At 68.3% G+C, this 16,546-nt stretch carries 13 protein-coding genes and 1 pseudogene; 6 read left to right on the forward strand and 8 right to left on the reverse strand.

Annotation, left to right across the window (positions count from 1 at the left end; genetic code table 11):
- Positions 1 to 421 (forward strand): hypothetical protein (locus VFA06_RS17735; protein WP_324841717.1); only part of this gene is annotated, 421 nt, incomplete at its 5' end.
- Positions 422 to 820: 399 nt separating this feature from the next.
- Here the strand turns inward: VFA06_RS17735 and VFA06_RS26105 are convergent.
- The 3 genes and pseudogenes from VFA06_RS26105 to VFA06_RS17750 form a co-directional block, all read right to left on the reverse strand.
- Positions 821 to 1,036: pseudogene (locus VFA06_RS26105) on the reverse strand (ATP-binding cassette domain-containing protein); the annotation flags it as partial.
- Positions 1,037 to 1,226: 190 nt separating this feature from the next.
- The gene (locus VFA06_RS17745; RefSeq protein WP_324841719.1) at positions 1,227 to 1,982 is read right to left on the reverse strand and encodes an NUDIX hydrolase; all 756 of its coding nucleotides are present in this window, start codon (positions 1,980 to 1,982) and stop codon (positions 1,227 to 1,229) included.
- Positions 1,983 to 2,048: 66 nt separating this feature from the next.
- A complete protein-coding gene (locus VFA06_RS17750) occupies positions 2,049 to 3,680 on the reverse strand; it encodes a DUF4192 domain-containing protein (RefSeq protein WP_324841720.1) in 1,632 nt (543 codons plus the stop codon).
- Positions 3,681 to 3,985: 305 nt separating this feature from the next.
- On the opposite strand from VFA06_RS17750, the gene VFA06_RS17755 reads away from it, so the two are divergent.
- From VFA06_RS17755 to VFA06_RS17765, 3 genes are all read left to right on the forward strand, one after another.
- Positions 3,986 to 4,672 (forward strand): response regulator transcription factor, encoded by a 687-nt coding sequence (locus tag VFA06_RS17755; RefSeq protein WP_324841721.1) that lies wholly within the window; start codon positions 3,986 to 3,988, stop codon positions 4,670 to 4,672.
- Positions 4,669 to 6,261 carry a HAMP domain-containing sensor histidine kinase gene (locus VFA06_RS17760; RefSeq protein ID WP_324841722.1) on the forward strand — a complete coding sequence of 531 codons (1,593 nt, stop codon included), beginning with the start codon at positions 4,669 to 4,671 and terminating at the stop codon, positions 6,259 to 6,261. The genes VFA06_RS17755 and VFA06_RS17760 overlap by 4 nt, the downstream gene beginning before the upstream one ends.
- 70 nt (positions 6,262 to 6,331) lie before the next feature.
- The gene (locus VFA06_RS17765; protein WP_324841723.1) at positions 6,332 to 7,972 is read left to right on the forward strand and encodes a trypsin-like peptidase domain-containing protein; all 1,641 of its coding nucleotides are present in this window, start codon (positions 6,332 to 6,334) and stop codon (positions 7,970 to 7,972) included.
- Between the two features lie 99 nt (positions 7,973 to 8,071).
- On the opposite strand, the gene VFA06_RS17770 is transcribed toward VFA06_RS17765, so the two are convergent.
- Both VFA06_RS17770 and VFA06_RS17775 read right to left on the reverse strand, forming a co-directional pair.
- Complete coding sequence (locus VFA06_RS17770; RefSeq protein ID WP_324841724.1) at positions 8,072 to 8,866, reverse strand: hypothetical protein; 795 nt, start codon at positions 8,864 to 8,866, stop codon at positions 8,072 to 8,074.
- 162 nt (positions 8,867 to 9,028) lie between these two features.
- Positions 9,029 to 10,606: an MFS transporter gene (locus VFA06_RS17775; protein ID WP_324841725.1), complete on the reverse strand. Its 1,578-nt coding sequence runs from the start codon at positions 10,604 to 10,606 to the stop codon at positions 9,029 to 9,031.
- Positions 10,607 to 10,689: 83 nt separating this feature from the next.
- On the opposite strand from VFA06_RS17775, the gene VFA06_RS17780 reads away from it, so the two are divergent.
- The gene (locus VFA06_RS17780; RefSeq protein ID WP_324841726.1) at positions 10,690 to 11,280 is read left to right on the forward strand and encodes a helix-turn-helix domain-containing protein; all 591 of its coding nucleotides are present in this window, start codon (positions 10,690 to 10,692) and stop codon (positions 11,278 to 11,280) included.
- Positions 11,281 to 11,302: 22 nt separating this feature from the next.
- Here the strand turns inward: VFA06_RS17780 and VFA06_RS17785 are convergent, their stop codons facing one another.
- Complete coding sequence (locus tag VFA06_RS17785) at positions 11,303 to 11,665, reverse strand: DUF488 domain-containing protein (protein WP_324841727.1); 363 nt, start codon at positions 11,663 to 11,665, stop codon at positions 11,303 to 11,305.
- 406 nt (positions 11,666 to 12,071) lie between these two features.
- On the opposite strand from VFA06_RS17785, the gene VFA06_RS17790 reads away from it, so the two are divergent.
- Positions 12,072 to 12,500, forward strand: coding sequence for a hypothetical protein (locus VFA06_RS17790; RefSeq protein ID WP_324841728.1), 429 nt, complete (start codon positions 12,072 to 12,074; stop codon positions 12,498 to 12,500).
- Positions 12,501 to 12,617: 117 nt separating this feature from the next.
- Here the strand turns inward: VFA06_RS17790 and VFA06_RS17795 are convergent, their stop codons facing one another.
- Both VFA06_RS17795 and nrdR read right to left on the reverse strand, forming a co-directional pair.
- Entirely contained in the window at positions 12,618 to 15,584 is a 2,967-nt protein-coding gene (locus VFA06_RS17795) for a vitamin B12-dependent ribonucleotide reductase (RefSeq protein ID WP_324841729.1), read from the reverse strand.
- A 155-nt stretch (positions 15,585 to 15,739) separates the two neighbouring features.
- On the reverse strand, positions 15,740 to 16,243 hold the full coding sequence (nrdR, locus tag VFA06_RS17800; RefSeq protein ID WP_324841730.1) for a transcriptional regulator NrdR: 504 nt from the start codon (positions 16,241 to 16,243) through the stop codon (positions 15,740 to 15,742).
- Positions 16,244 to 16,546: the final 303 nt, after the last annotated feature.

A 16,546-nucleotide genomic window follows, 5' to 3' on the forward strand; every position in this document is an offset into this window, starting at 1 on the left:
TGCGACTCTGCTCGGTGAGCCCGACGATGTCGAGGACGGCATCGATCCGGTCGGCGGGGCGCCCGCGGCGGGTGCGTTCGATTCGGTCAGCCAGGTCTCCCTCATCGGGGCCGCCGCGACCGCGTCGAGCGGCCTCGATTCGGTCAGCCAGATCGCCCTCATCGAGGCCGCCGCGACCGCGTCCAGCGGCCTCGATTCCGTCAGCCAGATCGCCCTCATCGAGGCCGCCGCGACCGCGTCCAGCGGCCTCCTTACGCTGCTCGAACTCGCTCTCATCGTGGCGAGCCTCGCACCCGTTCTCGGCGCATTCGAGCCGGGCGGCGAGATCGCCCTCGTCGTGAAGCGACCGGCGGCCGAACCGAAGCCACCGTCGGCGACCGAATCCGTCACCGCGCTCGCCGTCGTCATACGGCCGCCCTGATTGGCGTGCTCCGATTCCGATCGCATCGGCATCAGACTCGTCGGCCCCAACCCGAGCGCTGTGAACGCCGAGAGCTTCCGCGAATTCAGCGTCCTCCTCCGCGTCAATGCCGAGGCCGTCCGCACTCGCAGTCCGGCCCGAGCCGTTCCGCACCCTGGCATCAGCACTCTCGCGACCTGCGCCAGCCCGCGCGCCGACCGCGTGCAGGCTCTCGGTTGTCCCGCGCCCGTCGCCACGGCCGTACCGGTTTGCGACCGCACCGCCGCCGGCGGTCTGCCGCGCGCTGGCGAGGACGCCCTCGCGCGCAGCGCCTCGGTCTGTTGCCAGCGCGAGCCGCAGGTGGCCACGGACCGTGCGGTCCGGGTCGCCGATCGCCGGATCGAGCAGCAGCCCGACTTCTCGCATCGGTCGGCGCAGCGCGCGATACGGGTGGCCGTCGAACAGCGTCTCACCGCGTCCGCGCTCGAGGTCCACCATCCGGCGCAGCAACACCGTCTTTCCGGCCCCGGTGCCGCCGAGCACTCCGGTCACTTGCCCGGGACGCACATCGAAGCTCACCGCGTCGAGAACTGTGCGGCCACGTCGCCGTACCGTCAGGTCGATGGCTTCGATCACGCCTGGCGCCTCCTGGATATTCGCTGCTGCCCGGTTGAGCTGACCTCCCTTCGATCGTCGGGCGCGGGCGACGAGCCGGACGGGCTGACACGCTCGCGGTCCCGGAAATCACCCGCATGGGGGCGCGCAGCAGCTGAATATGCGTGACCGAGCTGACTTGCCGTCAGCCGAGGTCAGCGACCTGCATCGGCTAGTTCGGGCGCAGCATCGGCGGGTTTAGCAAGGTGACATCACCCAGACGGAACAACTGCGCCGGACGCCCGCCCTGACGCGCCGTCGTGTCGCCGACCGGGATCAGGAAGCCCTGCGTGCCGGTGACCTTGCGGTGGAAGTTGCGCGGGTCGAGCGCCACACCCCACACGGCCTCGTAGACGCGGCGCAATTCGCCGACCGTGAACTCGGCCGGGCAGAAGGCGGCGGCGAGCGGGGAGTACTCGAGCTTCGCACGGGCCCGCTCGACGCCGTCGGCGAGGATTTTCGCGTGGTCGAAGGCCAGCGGCGCACCGGCCGGACCCGCACCCGCGTGGCCGGGGAAGAGCTCGGGCAGGATCGAGGCGACCGGCGTCCAGGCCGCGGCGACCACGTCGCCACCCGCGCGAGGGGTGGGCAGATCGGGGGCGAGCGCAAGATAGGCGACCGAGATGACCCGCATGCGGGGATCCCGGTCCACCTCCCCGTAGGTGGCGAGCTGTTCGAGATGCACCGGCAGATCCGCCAGGCCGGTCTCCTCCGCGAGCTCCCGTCCGGCGGCACTGCCGAGGGACTCGGACTCTCGAACGAAGCCACCCGGCAGCGCCAGACAACCCGCGAAAGGCTGCTCGCCGCGGCGAACGACCAGTGCCGAGAGGGCGCCGTCCCGAACCGTGAGGACAACCAGGTCCACGGTGACCGCGAACGGCGGCCAGTCACGGGGGTTGTAGCCTGCCGGACTCTGCGACGTCGCCATGAGCGGGCATCATATATCGTCCGAATGACGATAACCAGCGATGAAAGGTTCTTACGCGCCATCGTCTCAGCGCCCTCTGTGCAGTCGGCCGGACTCCCGCTCCTGCGCCGCGTAGTGCTCGGCGTGCATCTCGTCGAGCCGACGCGCGGTGCCTTGAGCCGCCTCGCGGACCAATTCCGGGCCGACACCCCGCTCCAGGCCCTGCTTGATCAGCCCTGCGAGTGCGTAACCAGGCACCGCGTTCGCCGCCCGCTCTAGGCAAAGCCGGCTCCACGCTCCCCAGCCGAGCGCCCAGGCGGCCCACGCCGCGATCGAGTAGGCGGCGGCCGCTTGCTCCGCCGTGACCGCGCGCCGAGCCAGCTCCACGCTGAGCGCGACCGCCTGCCCGGCGCGATCATCGCCGCACCAGGTCGCCAGGTAGTCGCGCACCCGCACGTCCGTCAAGGCAACGAGCAGCGCGCCTGCGGTCTCGTCGGTCATCGCTCGATCCGGCGGCACCTGACCGTCGCAGAGGCTGTCGGCGAGCTGCCAGGCGCGTGTCACGTCGTCCCAGTCGAAGTCGAGAATCCGGCTCGGTGTCGGTGTCCGGCGACGCTGGGACGCCTCGGGTGCGGGTGGCTCAGGTGCGGCGATCGCCTCGTCGCAAGTTGAGGCGTCCAGTGGCGTATCGGTGGCGTCGCAGAAGATTCCTTCGGACTCCTCTTCGGGGGTTACGCATTCGCGGGCTGCGCACTCTTCGGATTCGGATTCGCAGTCCACGGCGCCCTGCGGTGTGCTGGCGCCGATCACCAGGGCCGGCTCAAGCGCGGGATAGAAAGGGATGCCGGTGTCGTCGCCGAGGCCGCCATCCGGGAAGCAGGCCGCACCGGATCTGAAGGCGGCTTCCGGCCGAAACGCGGAATCACCGGCCGACTCGGCCGCGAAGTGCGCAGCGGCGATGCGGCTGAGTGCGTCATCGCACGCGGCCCGCATCCGCTCGACCATCTCACCGCCATACGGCTCAAGGCTGGCTGCGAGAGCCGCACGGTTCGGCAGCACCGCCAGTCCCGAGTAGGCGCTGAGCGCGGCGATAGCGCTGGCGCCGCTCTCCACCGGCGAGCCGTCGGGAGGGCAGCACGTCGGGCTGTCGCATAGGAACGACCACCAGCGGCCGTCCGCGACAAACAGCACGTCAAGTGGCGGCACACCGGCCAGGCGCAGCGGCGTGCACATTCCGGCCACCAGACGCCGGTAGTCCGCCATCCGCGCCGGACCGCCCTCCGGCGGGTAGATCACGCATAGCGTCTCGTTCGCCCCGGCCTCCACCAGCCGCCCGGCAGCCCAGCGACCGAACGCGGCAGGACCGTGCGCCACCGACGAGAGGTCGACCCGCAGTCCGTGGCTGATCCCGGCCCGGCAGTCGTGCTGCGATCTGGCGAGCCCGAGCATCACGATGCTCGAATCGGGATGGAAGCCAAAAAAGTGCGGGATGGCCGCGGCCACTTCCGCCGGGGAGCCCAGCCGTACCGCGCCGGGCAGTCCGCCCTCCAACTGCGCGGCCAGTGCCTCCGCCTCGTCCTCGCTGCCCGCGGTGAGATGGATTCCGTTGAAGCGGTCCGCCTGTGGCTCCATGATCTGCGCTCCCGCGCAGTCCGATTCGGGACACTCCCGCCCGCCGCAACACACGCCGCCCGCCGCGGTAGCCGTCGTCATGCTCATGCCCTGCCTCCCTCGCATCGTCTCCGCCGCCGACCGGCGGATCGGACGGTGCTTGCCGCAGCCGCCCTGAATCAAAGATCACCGGTTTGCAAGCCCTGTGGGGAAGATTTCCGGGCACCTGTGGACAACTGCCCCTTGTGGACAAAGACCATCGCCTGAACAGCGCAGTTGATAATCCGACCATCGATTAGCCTGGGACGTAGTTGTACGAAATCAGGAGGATCGGACGGGTTCCGAGGCGGCTTGTTGGCGAGGCTTTCGGCGCGTCTCAGGACCTTCTCAGCGCGTGGGGTAACACTTCGGGCATGCGGATTCTGGTGGTTGACGACGACCAAGCGGTGCGCGACTCGTTGCGCCGCTCGCTGGCGTTCAACGGATACGACGTGGACGTGGCCACGGATGGGCTCGCCGCCCTCGAAGCGATCGCGCGCAACCGCCCGGACGCGGCGGTGCTCGACGTGATGATGCCGAGGCTGGACGGCCTGGAGGCGTGCCGCCGGCTGCGATCCGCGGGCGAGGACCTGCCGATTCTCGTGTTGACCGCGCGCGACGCCGTCTCCGATCGGGTCGCGGGCCTGGACGCGGGCGCCGACGACTACCTGCCGAAGCCGTTCGCGCTGGAGGAGCTGCTGGCGCGGTTGCGCGCGCTGCTGCGTCGTACCCAGTCCGCCTACAGCCCGGGCCAGGACATCCTCACCTTCGCCGACCTGTCGCTTGACAGCGCCGCCCGCGAAGTGACCCGCGGGAATCGCACTGTGCGCCTGACGCGTACCGAGTTCAACCTGCTGGAACTGCTCATGCGTCACCCCCGGCAGGTGCTAACGCGCGCTCAGATCCTCGAAGAGGTGTGGGGTTTCGACTTCCCGACCACGGCCAACTCCCTTGAGGTGTACGTCGGCTACCTGCGGCGTAAGACCGAGGCGGAGGGTGAGCCCCGACTGATCCACACGGTGCGCGGTATCGGCTACGCACTGCGGGAGACGGCGCCGTGACGACGGCCGCACAGGAGAAGGCGGAGCAGCAGGACCGGAAGTGGGCATTCAGGGCGCCGGCCTGGTGGAACGCCCGCTCCATACGCGAGGCACTGCATCGAATGCCGTTGCGTGCCCGCGTGTCCCTGCTGGTCATGGTCACTGTCGGCTTCACGCTCACCATTGCGTCGATCGTGAGCTACGTCGTCGTGCGCGACGAGATCTCCAACCACTTCGACGACGACCTGTTCCAGCGCGCGATCTTCGTCGAGGCATCGGATCTGGGGAACCCGAATTTCCTGGCGACCAGCACTGAAGGCGCCGAGTTGCTGCACTCGCTCGGCCTACAGGAAACGATCATCCTTCCTGGTCAAAACCCAGTGCAGCCGCCGACTGTCCCCATCTTGATGCGTGGACAGACCATCACCGTGCATCCTGCGGCACCCTTCGGGCAGCCGGAGTTTGATGTGGCGTCAGGTTATCTGGAGCGGTGCACACGGACGGTCCAGGAAGGCGGCACCACGTACCGCGTCACCTCGTTGCCCTTGGGTGGTCGAGGCAGCGGCGCGGCGTTGGTCCTCGCCGAGTCGATGGCCCCCACGCAGGCAACGCTGCACACACTTGGGCTCGTTTCACTCCTCGTCGGCCTGGCCGGCATCGCCATCGCCGGAACAGCTGGCTTCTTCCTCGGCCGGGCCGCCCTTCGGCCCGTGCAAAGGCTGACCTTGGCCACCGAGTACATCGCCCAAACGGGCGATCTACGGCGCATCGAAGTCACCGGCGACGACGACCTCGCCCGCCTGACGACCAGCTTCAACACGATGCTTACCGCACTCGCGCGCTCGCAGGATTACCAGCGCCGCCTCGTCGCGGACGCGGGGCACGAGTTGCGCACGCCGCTGACATCCATCCGCACCAACCTCGACCTGCTCGCGCAAGCCATGGCCGAGCCGGACAATCCGCGGCTCTCCGCGCAGGACCGGATCGACCTCATGAACGACGTGCGCGCGCAAATGGAGGAGCTGTCCCTGCTCATCTCCGACCTCGTGGAGCTGTCCCGGGACGAACACCCGGCCCACGCAATCGAACAGATCGACTTCGCCGACGTTGTTGAGCACGCCGTCGAACGCGTTAAGCGCCGCGCACCTTCGCTTACGTACGACGTGCACCTGGACCCGTGGTACCTGGAAGGCGATCCCGCTGCGCTGGAGCGCGCGGTAACAAACCTGTTGGATAACGCAGCGAAGTGGTCGCCACCCGACGGCACGGTAACCGTCAGCCTGCGTGAAGGCGCGCTCCAGGTCGCCGATGAAGGCCCCGGCATCGCGGAGGAAGACATCGCGCACGTCTTCGAACGCTTCTACCGCTCCCCCGAAGCCCGCACGATGCCCGGATCCGGACTCGGCCTTGCGATTGTCCGTCAGGTGGCCGAGAACCATGGCGGGCGAGTCGCCGCGGCGCGTGCGCCCGGCGGCGGCGCGCTGCTCGGCGTCTGGCTGCCGGGCAAAGGTGCCGATCCGTCCCTTGACGCGCCGACCATCACGGCGCTGCCGCCGACGGCCGCTCCAAGCGGCTCACACGGCGGGCCGAGCGCACCTGAGACTAACTAGTCTCAACTCCATAACCAGTTCTGCACGCCGTCTCAGCCGCATCTCAGACTGAGGGAAGAAAGTTAGAGCCATGACCGAGACGCCTGACAACCGCGCGACCCACCCGGCGGACGACTCCACCGGCTCAGCGACCGGATACGAGCCGCCGGCGCCCGCAGCACCCTCCGACGCGACCCCCGGGACTTCCGAGTCACGCCCCCAGTACGAGTCGCCGTCGCCATATGCGCAGCAGGCCGAGTCAGCCGTTCCCGAGCCCACGCGGCCTGTGGAGCCTGCGCCGAGTCAGGCGCCGCAGAACCAGTCGCCGGCCGCCGCGCCGATACCGGCATCCGAGGCCGGCCGGGAGCAGCAGACTCAGGTGATCAACCAGCCGCTCGGATCGCCCGCCGGACCGGCGCCGCTGCCGACCGCACCGGTCTGGGGCACGCCTCCGCAGCCGCAGTCTCAGCAGCACCAGGGGTGGGGAGGCGCGAGCGCCCCGTCCGGCGCCGGCGCTCCCCCGCAGCCGAACTGGGCCATGCCCGCCCCGACCGGCCTGCCGCCGTACGGCTCGCCGGAGTCCGCGAACGGCGGCGGCCCCGAGCGTAAGCGCCCGGTCGCCAAGCTGGCCCTGGTCACCGCGGTACTCGCCGGCCTGATCGGCGGCGGCCTCGGCGCCGGGATCACCTACGCGGTGACCAAGAACAACACGACCACGACCTCGTCCCTGGCGGGCTCCACCAACAACACCACCTCGAGCGGCCTCAACACCGGCTCGGCCAACGCCAATCAGGTCACGGCCGCCGCCGCCAAGATCCTGCCGTCCGTCGTGACGATCTCGGTGACCGCCTCCGACGGCACCGGCGACGAGGGCAGCGGCATCATCATCTCCTCCAACGGCGAGATCCTGACCAACAACCACGTCGTCGCGGCCGCCGCCACCTCGGGCGACAGCATGACGGTGACCTTCGGCAACGGCAAGATCACCCCGGCGAAGATCGTCGGCCGGGACGAGGCCAGCGACCTGGCGGTCATCCAGGCGAGCGGGGTCAGCGGACTGACCGCGGCCACCCTCGGCGACTCCTCGAGCCTCGCAATCGGCCAGAACGTCGTCGCGATCGGCGCTCCGCTGGGTCTGTCCAACACGGTGACGACCGGCATCATCTCGGCGCTGAACCGCCCGGTGCTGCCGTCCAGCGACACCGGTTCGCAGAGCTCGACCAACTCGGTGCTCGACGCGATCCAGACCGACGCCTCGATCAACCCGGGCAACTCCGGCGGACCGCTGGTCAACCTGAACGGCGACGTCATCGGGATCAACTCGGCGATCGCGACCGCGAGCTCCGGCGGCCTCGGCGGCTCCTCGCAGAGCGGCTCGATCGGCCTCGGCTTCGCGATACCGGTGAACCAGGCCAAGTGGATCGCCAACGAGCTGATCACGAACGGCAAGGCGACGCACTCGCTGCTCGGCGTCAGCGTCACCGACCCGGGCCAGACGGCGACCCAGGCCGGCGCCGTGGTGAAGTCGGTGACCTCCGGCGGCGCCGCGGACAAGGCCGGAATCAAGGTCGGCGACGTGATCACCAAGGTCGACGACCAGCAGGTCAACAGCGCCGACTCGCTCGTGGCCGCGATTCGGTCCTACAAGCCCGGAACGCCCGTGACGCTTACCTACGTGCGAAACGGCCAGACCTCGACGACGCAGGTAACCCTCACCGCAGCCTCATCCTGACCTGACGCTCCATCCGACTGACCGATAGGTATCGAATACCGACGATGTATGGGCACGGCTCCGCGCACGCGGGGCCGTGCCCATACGTATGAGCTACGCCTAAGCCCTCAGGAGCACGCGGCACGCGGTAATCGACACGGCGACGGACGGTTCGCCATCCTCCCCCGACCATGAACCGTCAGATGCCTGAAGCGCTATGAGGCGCGCGGCGATGCGCCGCGTCCAGCGATCGCCGCGCGGCGTGTTCGAGCCGAACTGGACCAGATCAGCGGCGGTGAGCCCGTCGAAACTTCGGCCGACCACGTCCAACAGCCGCCGTGCGGCGAGGTCACGACCGGCGACCCGCAGTACCCGTGCGCCGAGCCAGTGCGCGACGAGCGGGCCGGGCAGCCGGCCGTGCGGGTCGAGCGACCATTCGAGCGCCTGCGCGGCCTGCTCGATGGCCCGCTGCGGGCCGGAGTACGCGATGAGCGTACGCGCGCAGTTCCCGGTGAGGTACACGCGGGCGGCAGCCGAGCCCGGCATGAGTGCGTCGGGAGTGCGGTGGCTCGGTCCTTCCCGCCACGTCCCGTCGTCCAGTTGCGTCGAAGTGAGGAAGGCGATCGCCGCTGGGATGTCGACGGCGGGCGGCGGTGAGCTGAAGTCGGAGAGCAGGTCGAGCATGTGGCACGTGGCGTCGAGACTGGAGGCGCCTTCGGACCACGCCGCCGGCCAGCCGCCGTCGATATTCTGCGGCGGCTCCGGCGCTATCGAAATGCCGGTTTGCTCAGATTTCCGGTTCGTCGCGGCCAACAGCGCGGAAAAGCGGTCTAGATCGAAGGGTCCCCCGTGACCCTGAATGTAGTCCGCGGCCCGGTCGATCGCTCCGGACGCGCTCTCGGGTGTCTCACTCACACGCTGACGTTACCGGGAGCTGGCGCTCGTATGGTCACCGGCTAATAACGAAAGCCAGACTAAAGACGATTCGGCGGCCACGGGAACACGTTCCGTGACCGCCGAATGCGAGGTATATCAAAGTTATTCGTCTGCCGCGGGCTTGGTTCTCTCGTGCACGAATCAGAATGCGGATCCGATCAGCTCCGGGTTTTCCACCTCATTCTGCTGCGATTGTGCGGTTTCGATGCGCAGTCCGCGCAGGAACGTCACGGTCATCGCTGCCGCCGCCAGCATCAGCACCGCCGCACCGATTGCCGCCACGTTCATCCCGTGCGTGAACGCATCCCGCGCTGCCGTAAGCAGCGAGCCGCCAGTGCGGCCGGGCAGTTGGTGGGACACGGTTACCGCACCGCCGAGCGTGTCGCGCGCAGTGCTCAGGACTCCTGACGGCAGTCCGTGCGGCGCGTTAGACGCGAGGTCCGATCGGTAAATCGCGGCGCCAATGCTTCCAAGCACCGCCATACCCAACGCACCGCCGAACTCCGTGCCCGTCTCGACCACAGCCGCCGCTGCCCCAGCCCGCTCGGGCGGTACCGCGCCCATGATTAGCTCGCCGCCGATCGTCATGACCATGACGAGCCCGCTGGCGTAGATGCCCGCCCCGACCAGCACGACCCAGATGCGGGACTGCGCGTGCAGCTGAGTGAGCAGGCTGAATCCGGCGCAGCCGAGCAGGAATCCGGCTCCCGCGATGTACGCCCTGTCGAAGTGCTGCACGAGGGCGCCCGTGAGCGGGGCTATGGCGCCTATACCGAGCGAGGGGACGAGCGACCAGAGCGCGGCCGTCATCGGGCTCATGCCCATCACGGATTGGAGGTACTGCGTGGTGAAGATGGCGAAGCCGACGATGGCGAACATCGCGATGGCGTTCATCAGGACCGAGCCGGTGAAGCCGCGGCTACGAAACAGCTTCAGGTCGATCATCGGGTGATCACTGCGCACCTGGCGCAGTAGGAAGAGGCCGCCGACGACGGTCCCGGCCGCGATGTAGGCCGAGCGTTCGCCGGACACTCCGTTGGCCGCGATCTCCTTGATGCCGTAGATCACCGGCAGCACCGCGCCGAGGGAGAGCAGCGAGCCGAGCAGGTCGAACCGGCCGGCCTGCGGCGCGCGGAACTCCGGCACCAGCGCCGGGGCGAGTATCAGCAGCATGAGCATGAACGGGACGTTGATCAGGAAGATCGAGCCCCACCAGAAGTGGCCGAGCAGGAAGCCACTGAGCACCGGGCCGAGGGCGATTCCGCTGGTGGTGCCGCCGGTCCAGATCGCGATGGCGGTGCGGCGCTGCTTCTCGTCGTGGAACATGTTGCGGATCAGCGCGAGCGTCGAGGGCATCAGGGTCGCGCCGGCCACGCCGAGCACGGCGCGTGCCGCGATCAGCTGTCCGGCGGAGTGCGAGTAGGCGGCGCCGAGCGAGGCCAGGCTGAACGAGGCCGCGCCGATGAGCAGCAGCCGGCGCCGGCCGATCCGGTCGCCTAGTGAGCCCATGGTGATCAGCAGCCCGGCGAGCACGAACCCGTACACGTCGAAGATCCACAGCTGTTGGGTGCTGCTCGGTTCCAGGTCCCGGCTGATGAACGGGACGGCGAAGTAGAGGACGGAGACGTCCATCGAGACCAGCAGGAGCGGCAGCAGCAGCACCCCGAGCCCGATCCATTCCCTGCGTCCGGCCCGCGGGCCGCTCGGCTTAGTCGTCATGCCGGGAACTGTACAACCGTCTAATACAACTGTCTAGTACGGTTGTGCAAGACGATCGTCCAAGGCGGGAGTATGCTCAGGACATGGGAAATCGCGAGGATCTGCTCGAGGGCGCGAAGCGCTGTCTGCTCGAGAAGGGGTACCGGGCCACCACCGCCCGCGACATCGCGGCGGCCTCCGGAGTGAGCCTGGCGGCCATCGGCTACCACTTCGGCTCCAAAGAGGCGCTGATGAACCAGGCGGTCTACGAGGCCGTCGGCGAGTGGAGCGAGGGCTTCGAGGAAGCCCTGGCCGCGGTGGACCCGAACGCCAGCGCGCTGGATCGGATCGAGACCCTGTGGACGCACATGGTGGCCTCGTTCGAGAACAACAAGCCGCTGTGGCGCGCTCAGTTGGAGCTCATCGTCGAATTCGATCGGAACCCGGAAATGCGCGCGTTCTTCGCCCGGATTCAGCCGGAGGCGCACCTGGGCCTGTCCCAGTTGTTCCCGGGTGCCGACCCCTCGTCCGACGAGAAGGCGAGAATGCAGATCGGCAAGCTGTACCACGCGATTCTGATCGGCGTGATGGCCCAGTACGCCATCGATCCGGAGACGGCGCCGTCAGGGCACGATTTGGCGGAGGCGCTGCGCATGATCGCGGCGCACATCCAGACAAAGGACGCAGAGCGCTGAGGTAACCGCGACGAAGCGTGCGTTACTTGCGCTTGAGCTGCTTAAGCAGCACGGGCACATGGCTATGTTCGACGTCCTTCGTGGCCGTCAGCAAGGTGACGGTGTGCTTCGCCGCCCGAGCGCGTAGCTCGTCCAGTTTCTTGCTCTGATCCGGCCCGTCGAGTTCGGCCGTGTACCGATCGGCGAACTCCTCGCGGCGCTCGTCCGGTGCCGCGTGGAACCACTTGCGCAGCTCGTTGGATGGCGCGGCGTCCTTCGCCCACTCGTCGAGCGCGGCTCGCTCCTTGCTGACGCCGCGCGGCCACAGCCGGTCGACGAGCACGCGCTCGCCGTCCTGCGGCGATGGGTCGTCCTGCACGCGCTTGATCCGGAACCCACCAGCCATCGCTCACCTCCGCAAACGCGACGGGGGAATCGGTGTGTCACCGATTCCCCCGTCCACGGGACTTCACACCCGGGCCACACCCGTACCCGAGCTCAGCGGCGTCAGCGGCGGCCTAGCGCGGCCGCCGCCTGGGCCGTACTGGTGGAGCGTACGTATTCCGGGGCTGCTGTATTCCGCCTTCAACCGCACGGCATCTAACCTGATCTCAGTCGACGAGGGGGTTGCCGTGCGGGCGGATCTGGCGGAACTTGCCCGATTGGTGCCACCACCACTGGGACCCGTGGCGCCACCGCCCTGGCACCGATCAAAGACAGAGTTCGGGTTAGAGCTTCCGAGTGACTACCGAGCATTCGTCGATGCGTATGGCGGTGGGGAACTGAGCAAGGCCGGCCTCGGCGGTCCGCTCTTGAGCGTTGTGACTCCATGCAACGCGCCCTCGCCACACAGCTCGTCGGCCGGGTTTCCTGCGCTGCTCGAATACCAGCTCGGAGAGGCTGAGCTGTTCGGGGAGTTCGACGAATCCGACTGGGACGGTCCGGTGTACCCGTTCCACCCGACTCCTGGTGGCCTTGTGGCTTGGGGCCAGAACATGATGGGTGACGCGTTCTTCTGGCTGACCCAAGATCCCGACCCGGATCGGTGGCCCGTGCTGATGTGGGCTCGTGGCCCGGTAACGACCTACCGGTTCGATGGCGGGATCGTGACGTTCTTGCTCGCGCTCCTGGCAGGTGATCATCCGGCCTCGGCGCTGCTCGAGGGCCCCGGAGTGCACTGGATCATGCACAACGATTGGCTCCGCCGGGATTTGGCGGTGTCGGCCGGGCCGCCGGCATAGCCCTTGGCCCGTGTTGCATTGAATGCAACACGGGCCTCGAAACGACAAGGGCGGTGGAGCCGGTCCACCCGACTCCACCGCCCTGAACAGCAATTTTAACCAGCTAAGGCCTCATTTTCAGCTGCAGCCGCTGGTGGAGCCGCAGCCCTCGCAGGCGTAGCAACTGCCGGCCGGGCGCATCTTGGTGCCGCAGTTGAGGCACAGCGGGGCGTCGGCGGCGTGGCCGAGCTTGGCCTCAAGCACCTCGACCGAGGAGCCGGCGCCGGAGGGGGCGCGGCGGACGCTGGCCTCAGCCTGCGCCGCGGAGTCCTCGGCCTTGGCCTGGGCGGGCTTGGCGTCGGCCGACTTCGGGGCGCGCTCCTCTATCGGCGCGGACTGGGCGATCTCGGTGAGGTCGGCGTCCTCGTCCGGCAGGTAGGAGCCGGTCTCCACCTGGCGCTGGCGCTCGGTGGCCGAGTAGATGCCGTAGTCGGCGCGCACGTCGAAGGGCAGGTAGTCCAGGGCCAGGCGGCGGAAGATGTAGTCCAGGATCGACTGCGCCATCCGCACGTCCGGGTCGTCGGTCAGGCCGGCCGGCTCGAAGCGCATGTTGGTGAACTTCGAGACGTAGGTCTCCAGCGGCACCCCGTACTGCAGGCCCACCGAGATGGCGATGGAGAAGGCGTCCATCATGCCGGCCAGAGTCGAGCCCTGCTTCGACATCTTCAGGAACAGCTCGCCGAGGCCGTCATCCGGGTAGGAGTTGGCGATCATGTAGCCCTCGGCCCCGCCCACCGCGAAGGAGGTGGTGCGGCCCGGGCGGTTCTTCGGCAGGCGGCGGCGGACCGGGCGGTGCTCCGCCTCGCTCGCGTCAGCACTCTGCGCCGGGACGGGGGCCGCCTGCTGGGCGGCGGCGGCCGCGGCGGCCGCGGCACGCTTCGCGCCCTTGGCGTCCTGCAGCGGCTGGCCGACCTTGCAGTTGTTGCGGTAGATCGCCAGCGCCTTGAGGCCGAGCTTCCAGCCCTGGAAGTAGATCTCCTCGATCTCCTCCACGGTGGCCGACTCCGGCATGTTCACCGTCTTGCTGATCGCGCCGGACAGGTGCGGCTGGATCGCCGCCATCATCTTCACGTGGCCCATCGGCGCGATCGAGCGCTCGCCCATGGCGCAGTCGAAGACCTCGTAGTGCGCCTGCTTGAGGCCGGGGGCGCCAACCACGTGGCCGTGCTCGGCGATGTACTCGACGATCGCCTCGACCTGCTCCTCGTGGTAGCCGAGCTTGCGCAGCGCGCGCGGGACCGTGTTGTTCACGATCTGCATCGAGCCGCCGCCGACCAGCTTCTTGAACTTCACCAGCGCCAGGTCCGGCTCGACCCCGGTGGTGTCCACGTCCATCATGAAGCCGATGGTGCCGGTCGGGGCGAGCAGGCTGGCCTGCGCGTTGCGCCAGCCGTTGACCAGGCCGGTATCGATGCCCTCACGCCAGGCCTTCTTCGCCGCATCCAGGATGTCCGCGTCGAACTTCTCCAGCGTCACTACAGCGTCCGCGGCCGCAGCGTGCTTACGCATCACGGCGGTGTGCGGCTCGGCGTTGCGCGCGTAACCGGCATACGGGCCGACAACTCCGGCCAGTTCTGCGGAGCGCTTGTACGCGGCGCCGGTCATCAGGGCCGTGATCGCGGCGGCGATGGCCCGGCCGCCCTCAGAGTCATAGGCGTGGCCGGTCGCCATCAGCAGCGCGCCGAGGTTGGCGTAGCCGATGCCGAGCTGGCGGTAGTCCCGGGTGGTCTTGGTGATCGGCTCGGTCGGGAAGTCCGCGAAGCAGATGGAGATGTCCATCGCGGTGATGACCAGCTCGACGACCTTGGCGAAGGTCTCCGAGTCAAAGGTGTCGTCGTCGCGCAGGAACTTCATCAGGTTCAGCGAGGCCAGGTTGCACGAGGAGTTGTCCAGCGACATGTACTCCGAGCACGGGTTCGACGCGGTGATCCGGCCGGTGTTCGGGTTCGTGTGCCAGGCGTTGATCGTTCCGTCGTACTGGATGCCCGGATCGGCGCACTCCCAGGCCGCCTGCGCCATCTGCCGGAACAGGTCCTTGGCGTCCACGGTCTCGATGACTTCACCGGAGCCGCGGGCCAGCAGGTTGAAGCTGCCGCCCTGCTCGACGGCGTGCATGAACTCGTCGTTCACCCGGACCGAGTTGTTCGCGTTCTGGTACTGCACCGAGGTGATGTCGGCGCCGCCGAGGTCCATGTCATAGCCGGCGTCCCGCAGGACCCGGATCTTGTCCTCCTCGCGGGCCTTGGTCCAGATGAACTCCTGGACGTCCGGGTGGTCCACGTCGAGCACGACCATCTTCGCCGCGCGCCGGGTCGCCCCGCCGGACTTGATGGTGCCCGCGGACGCGTCGGCCCCGCGCATGAAGGAGACCGGTCCGGAGGCGTTGCCGCCCGAGGAGAGCAGTTCCTTGGAGGAGCGGATCCGGGAGAGGTTGAGGCCAGCGCCGGAGCCGCCCTTGAAGATCAGGCCCTCCTCGCGGTACCAGTTCAGGATCGAGTCCATGGTGTCGTCCACGGACAGGATGAAGCAGGCGGAGACCTGCTGCGGGCTCTTCGTGCCGACGTTGAACCAGACCGGGGAGTTGAAGGCGAAGACCTGGTGCACGAGGGCGTGGGTGAGCTCGTGCTCGAAGATCTCGGCGTCCTCGGGCGTGGCGAAGTAGGCGTGCTCCTCGCCTGCCTTGCGGTAGGTCTTGACCACCCGGTCGACGACCTGGCGCAGCGACCATTCGCGCTGGTCGGTGCCGAGCGCGCCGCGGAAGTACTTGGTGGTGACGATGTTGGCCGCGTTCACCGACCAGAAGGACGGGAACTCCACGCCCTTCTGCTCGAAGTTGATCGAGCCGTCCCGCCAGTTCGTCATGACCACGTCGCGGCGTTCCCACTCGACCTCGTCATACGGGTGCACGCCGGGCTTGGTGAAGACCCGTTCGATACGCAGACCGCGGGAGGGGCCGTCGGACTGCTTCTGCGCGGCGCCCGCCTGACCAGGCACCCCGTGCTGCTTGCCGGCTTTGCGGGCCGGCCCGCTGATGGTCTCCGTCATGAGAAGCGTCCTCTCTCGTCCCTCTGTGTCAACGTCTTAGCCCCCGACCGGCTTCCCCACCGGCTGTGGACCGCTCCCTGCGCTTACGCCTGCTAAATCTCTGCTACGTCTGCTTATGCGTCTAAGTCTGTTTACGTTTGGGCCGCGGCCGCGGCTCAGCCTGCGACGGCCGGTTCGCCCGCCCGATCGGTGCCTGCGTCCGGGCCGTCCCCCGCCTCGGTCCTGCGCAGCGCGGCGATCTCGGCCTCGAAGTCATCCAGCGATTCGAACGCCCGGTAGACCGAGGCGAATCGCAGGTAGGCGACCAGGTCGAGGTCCCGCAGCGGCCCGAGTATCTCCAGCCCGACCTCGTGGCTGGGCAGCTCGGCCAAGCCGCGGGCCCGGATGGCCTCCTCGACCCGCTGGGCCAGCTGTGCGATCTGGTCCTCGGAGACCGGCCTTCCCTGACAAGCCTTGCGCACCCCACCGACAACTTTTTCGCGGCTGAACGGTTCGGTGACCCCGGAGCGCTTGACCACCAGCAGCGCGGCGGTCTCGATCGTGGTGAACCTGCGGTTGCACTGCGGGCAGGAGCGGCGGCGGCGGATCACGGTGCCGTCCTCGGCGGTCCGCGAGTCGATCACCTTGCTGTCGGTGTAGCGACAGAACGGGCAGTGCACGGTTGACCGGCCTCCCTGGTAATCGCCGCCGCGCGACTCGCTGTGACGGACCTGTGGACACACCCTGTGCATAACCCCGTGACCTGCCGAACCGCTCAATCCCCAGTCGATACCACAATCTGTGGAACGCTCCGGACGACCAGCCACTAGATGTAGGGGTAAACCTAGCACGCGGACCGATCGCCCGCGACCCCGACGCGGCCGATCGAGGACGAGTGTCCGTGTCCTGATTAGCTACGCTCCGCGATCGGTCCAGGTGGCCTTGAACACCTTCGGGGGTCCTGCGCAAGGGTGTTCGGCGCA

It is taken from the genome of Actinocrinis sp. (assembly GCF_035653575.1).
Taxonomy (GTDB): Bacteria; Actinomycetota; Actinomycetes; order Streptomycetales; family Catenulisporaceae; genus Actinocrinis.

What these genes read in the sequence shown, in the direction of transcription:
- VFA06_RS17745 (WP_324841719.1), bottom strand. Translation starts at nt 1,982, where the DNA reads ATGGCGACGTCGCAGAGTCCGGCAGGCTACAACCCCCGTGACTGGCCG.
- VFA06_RS17750 (WP_324841720.1), bottom strand. Translation starts at nt 3,680, where the DNA reads ATGAGCATGACGACGGCTACCGCGGCGGGCGGCGTGTGTTGCGGCGGG.
- VFA06_RS17755 (WP_324841721.1), top strand. Translation starts at nt 3,986, where the DNA reads ATGCGGATTCTGGTGGTTGACGACGACCAAGCGGTGCGCGACTCGTTG.
- VFA06_RS17765 (WP_324841723.1), top strand. Translation starts at nt 6,332, where the DNA reads ATGACCGAGACGCCTGACAACCGCGCGACCCACCCGGCGGACGACTCC.
- VFA06_RS17775 (WP_324841725.1), bottom strand. Translation starts at nt 10,606, where the DNA reads ATGACGACTAAGCCGAGCGGCCCGCGGGCCGGACGCAGGGAATGGATC.
- VFA06_RS17780 (WP_324841726.1), top strand. Translation starts at nt 10,690, where the DNA reads ATGGGAAATCGCGAGGATCTGCTCGAGGGCGCGAAGCGCTGTCTGCTC.
- VFA06_RS17785 (WP_324841727.1), bottom strand. Translation starts at nt 11,665, where the DNA reads ATGGCTGGTGGGTTCCGGATCAAGCGCGTGCAGGACGACCCATCGCCG.
- VFA06_RS17795 (WP_324841729.1), bottom strand. Translation starts at nt 15,584, where the DNA reads ATGACGGAGACCATCAGCGGGCCGGCCCGCAAAGCCGGCAAGCAGCAC.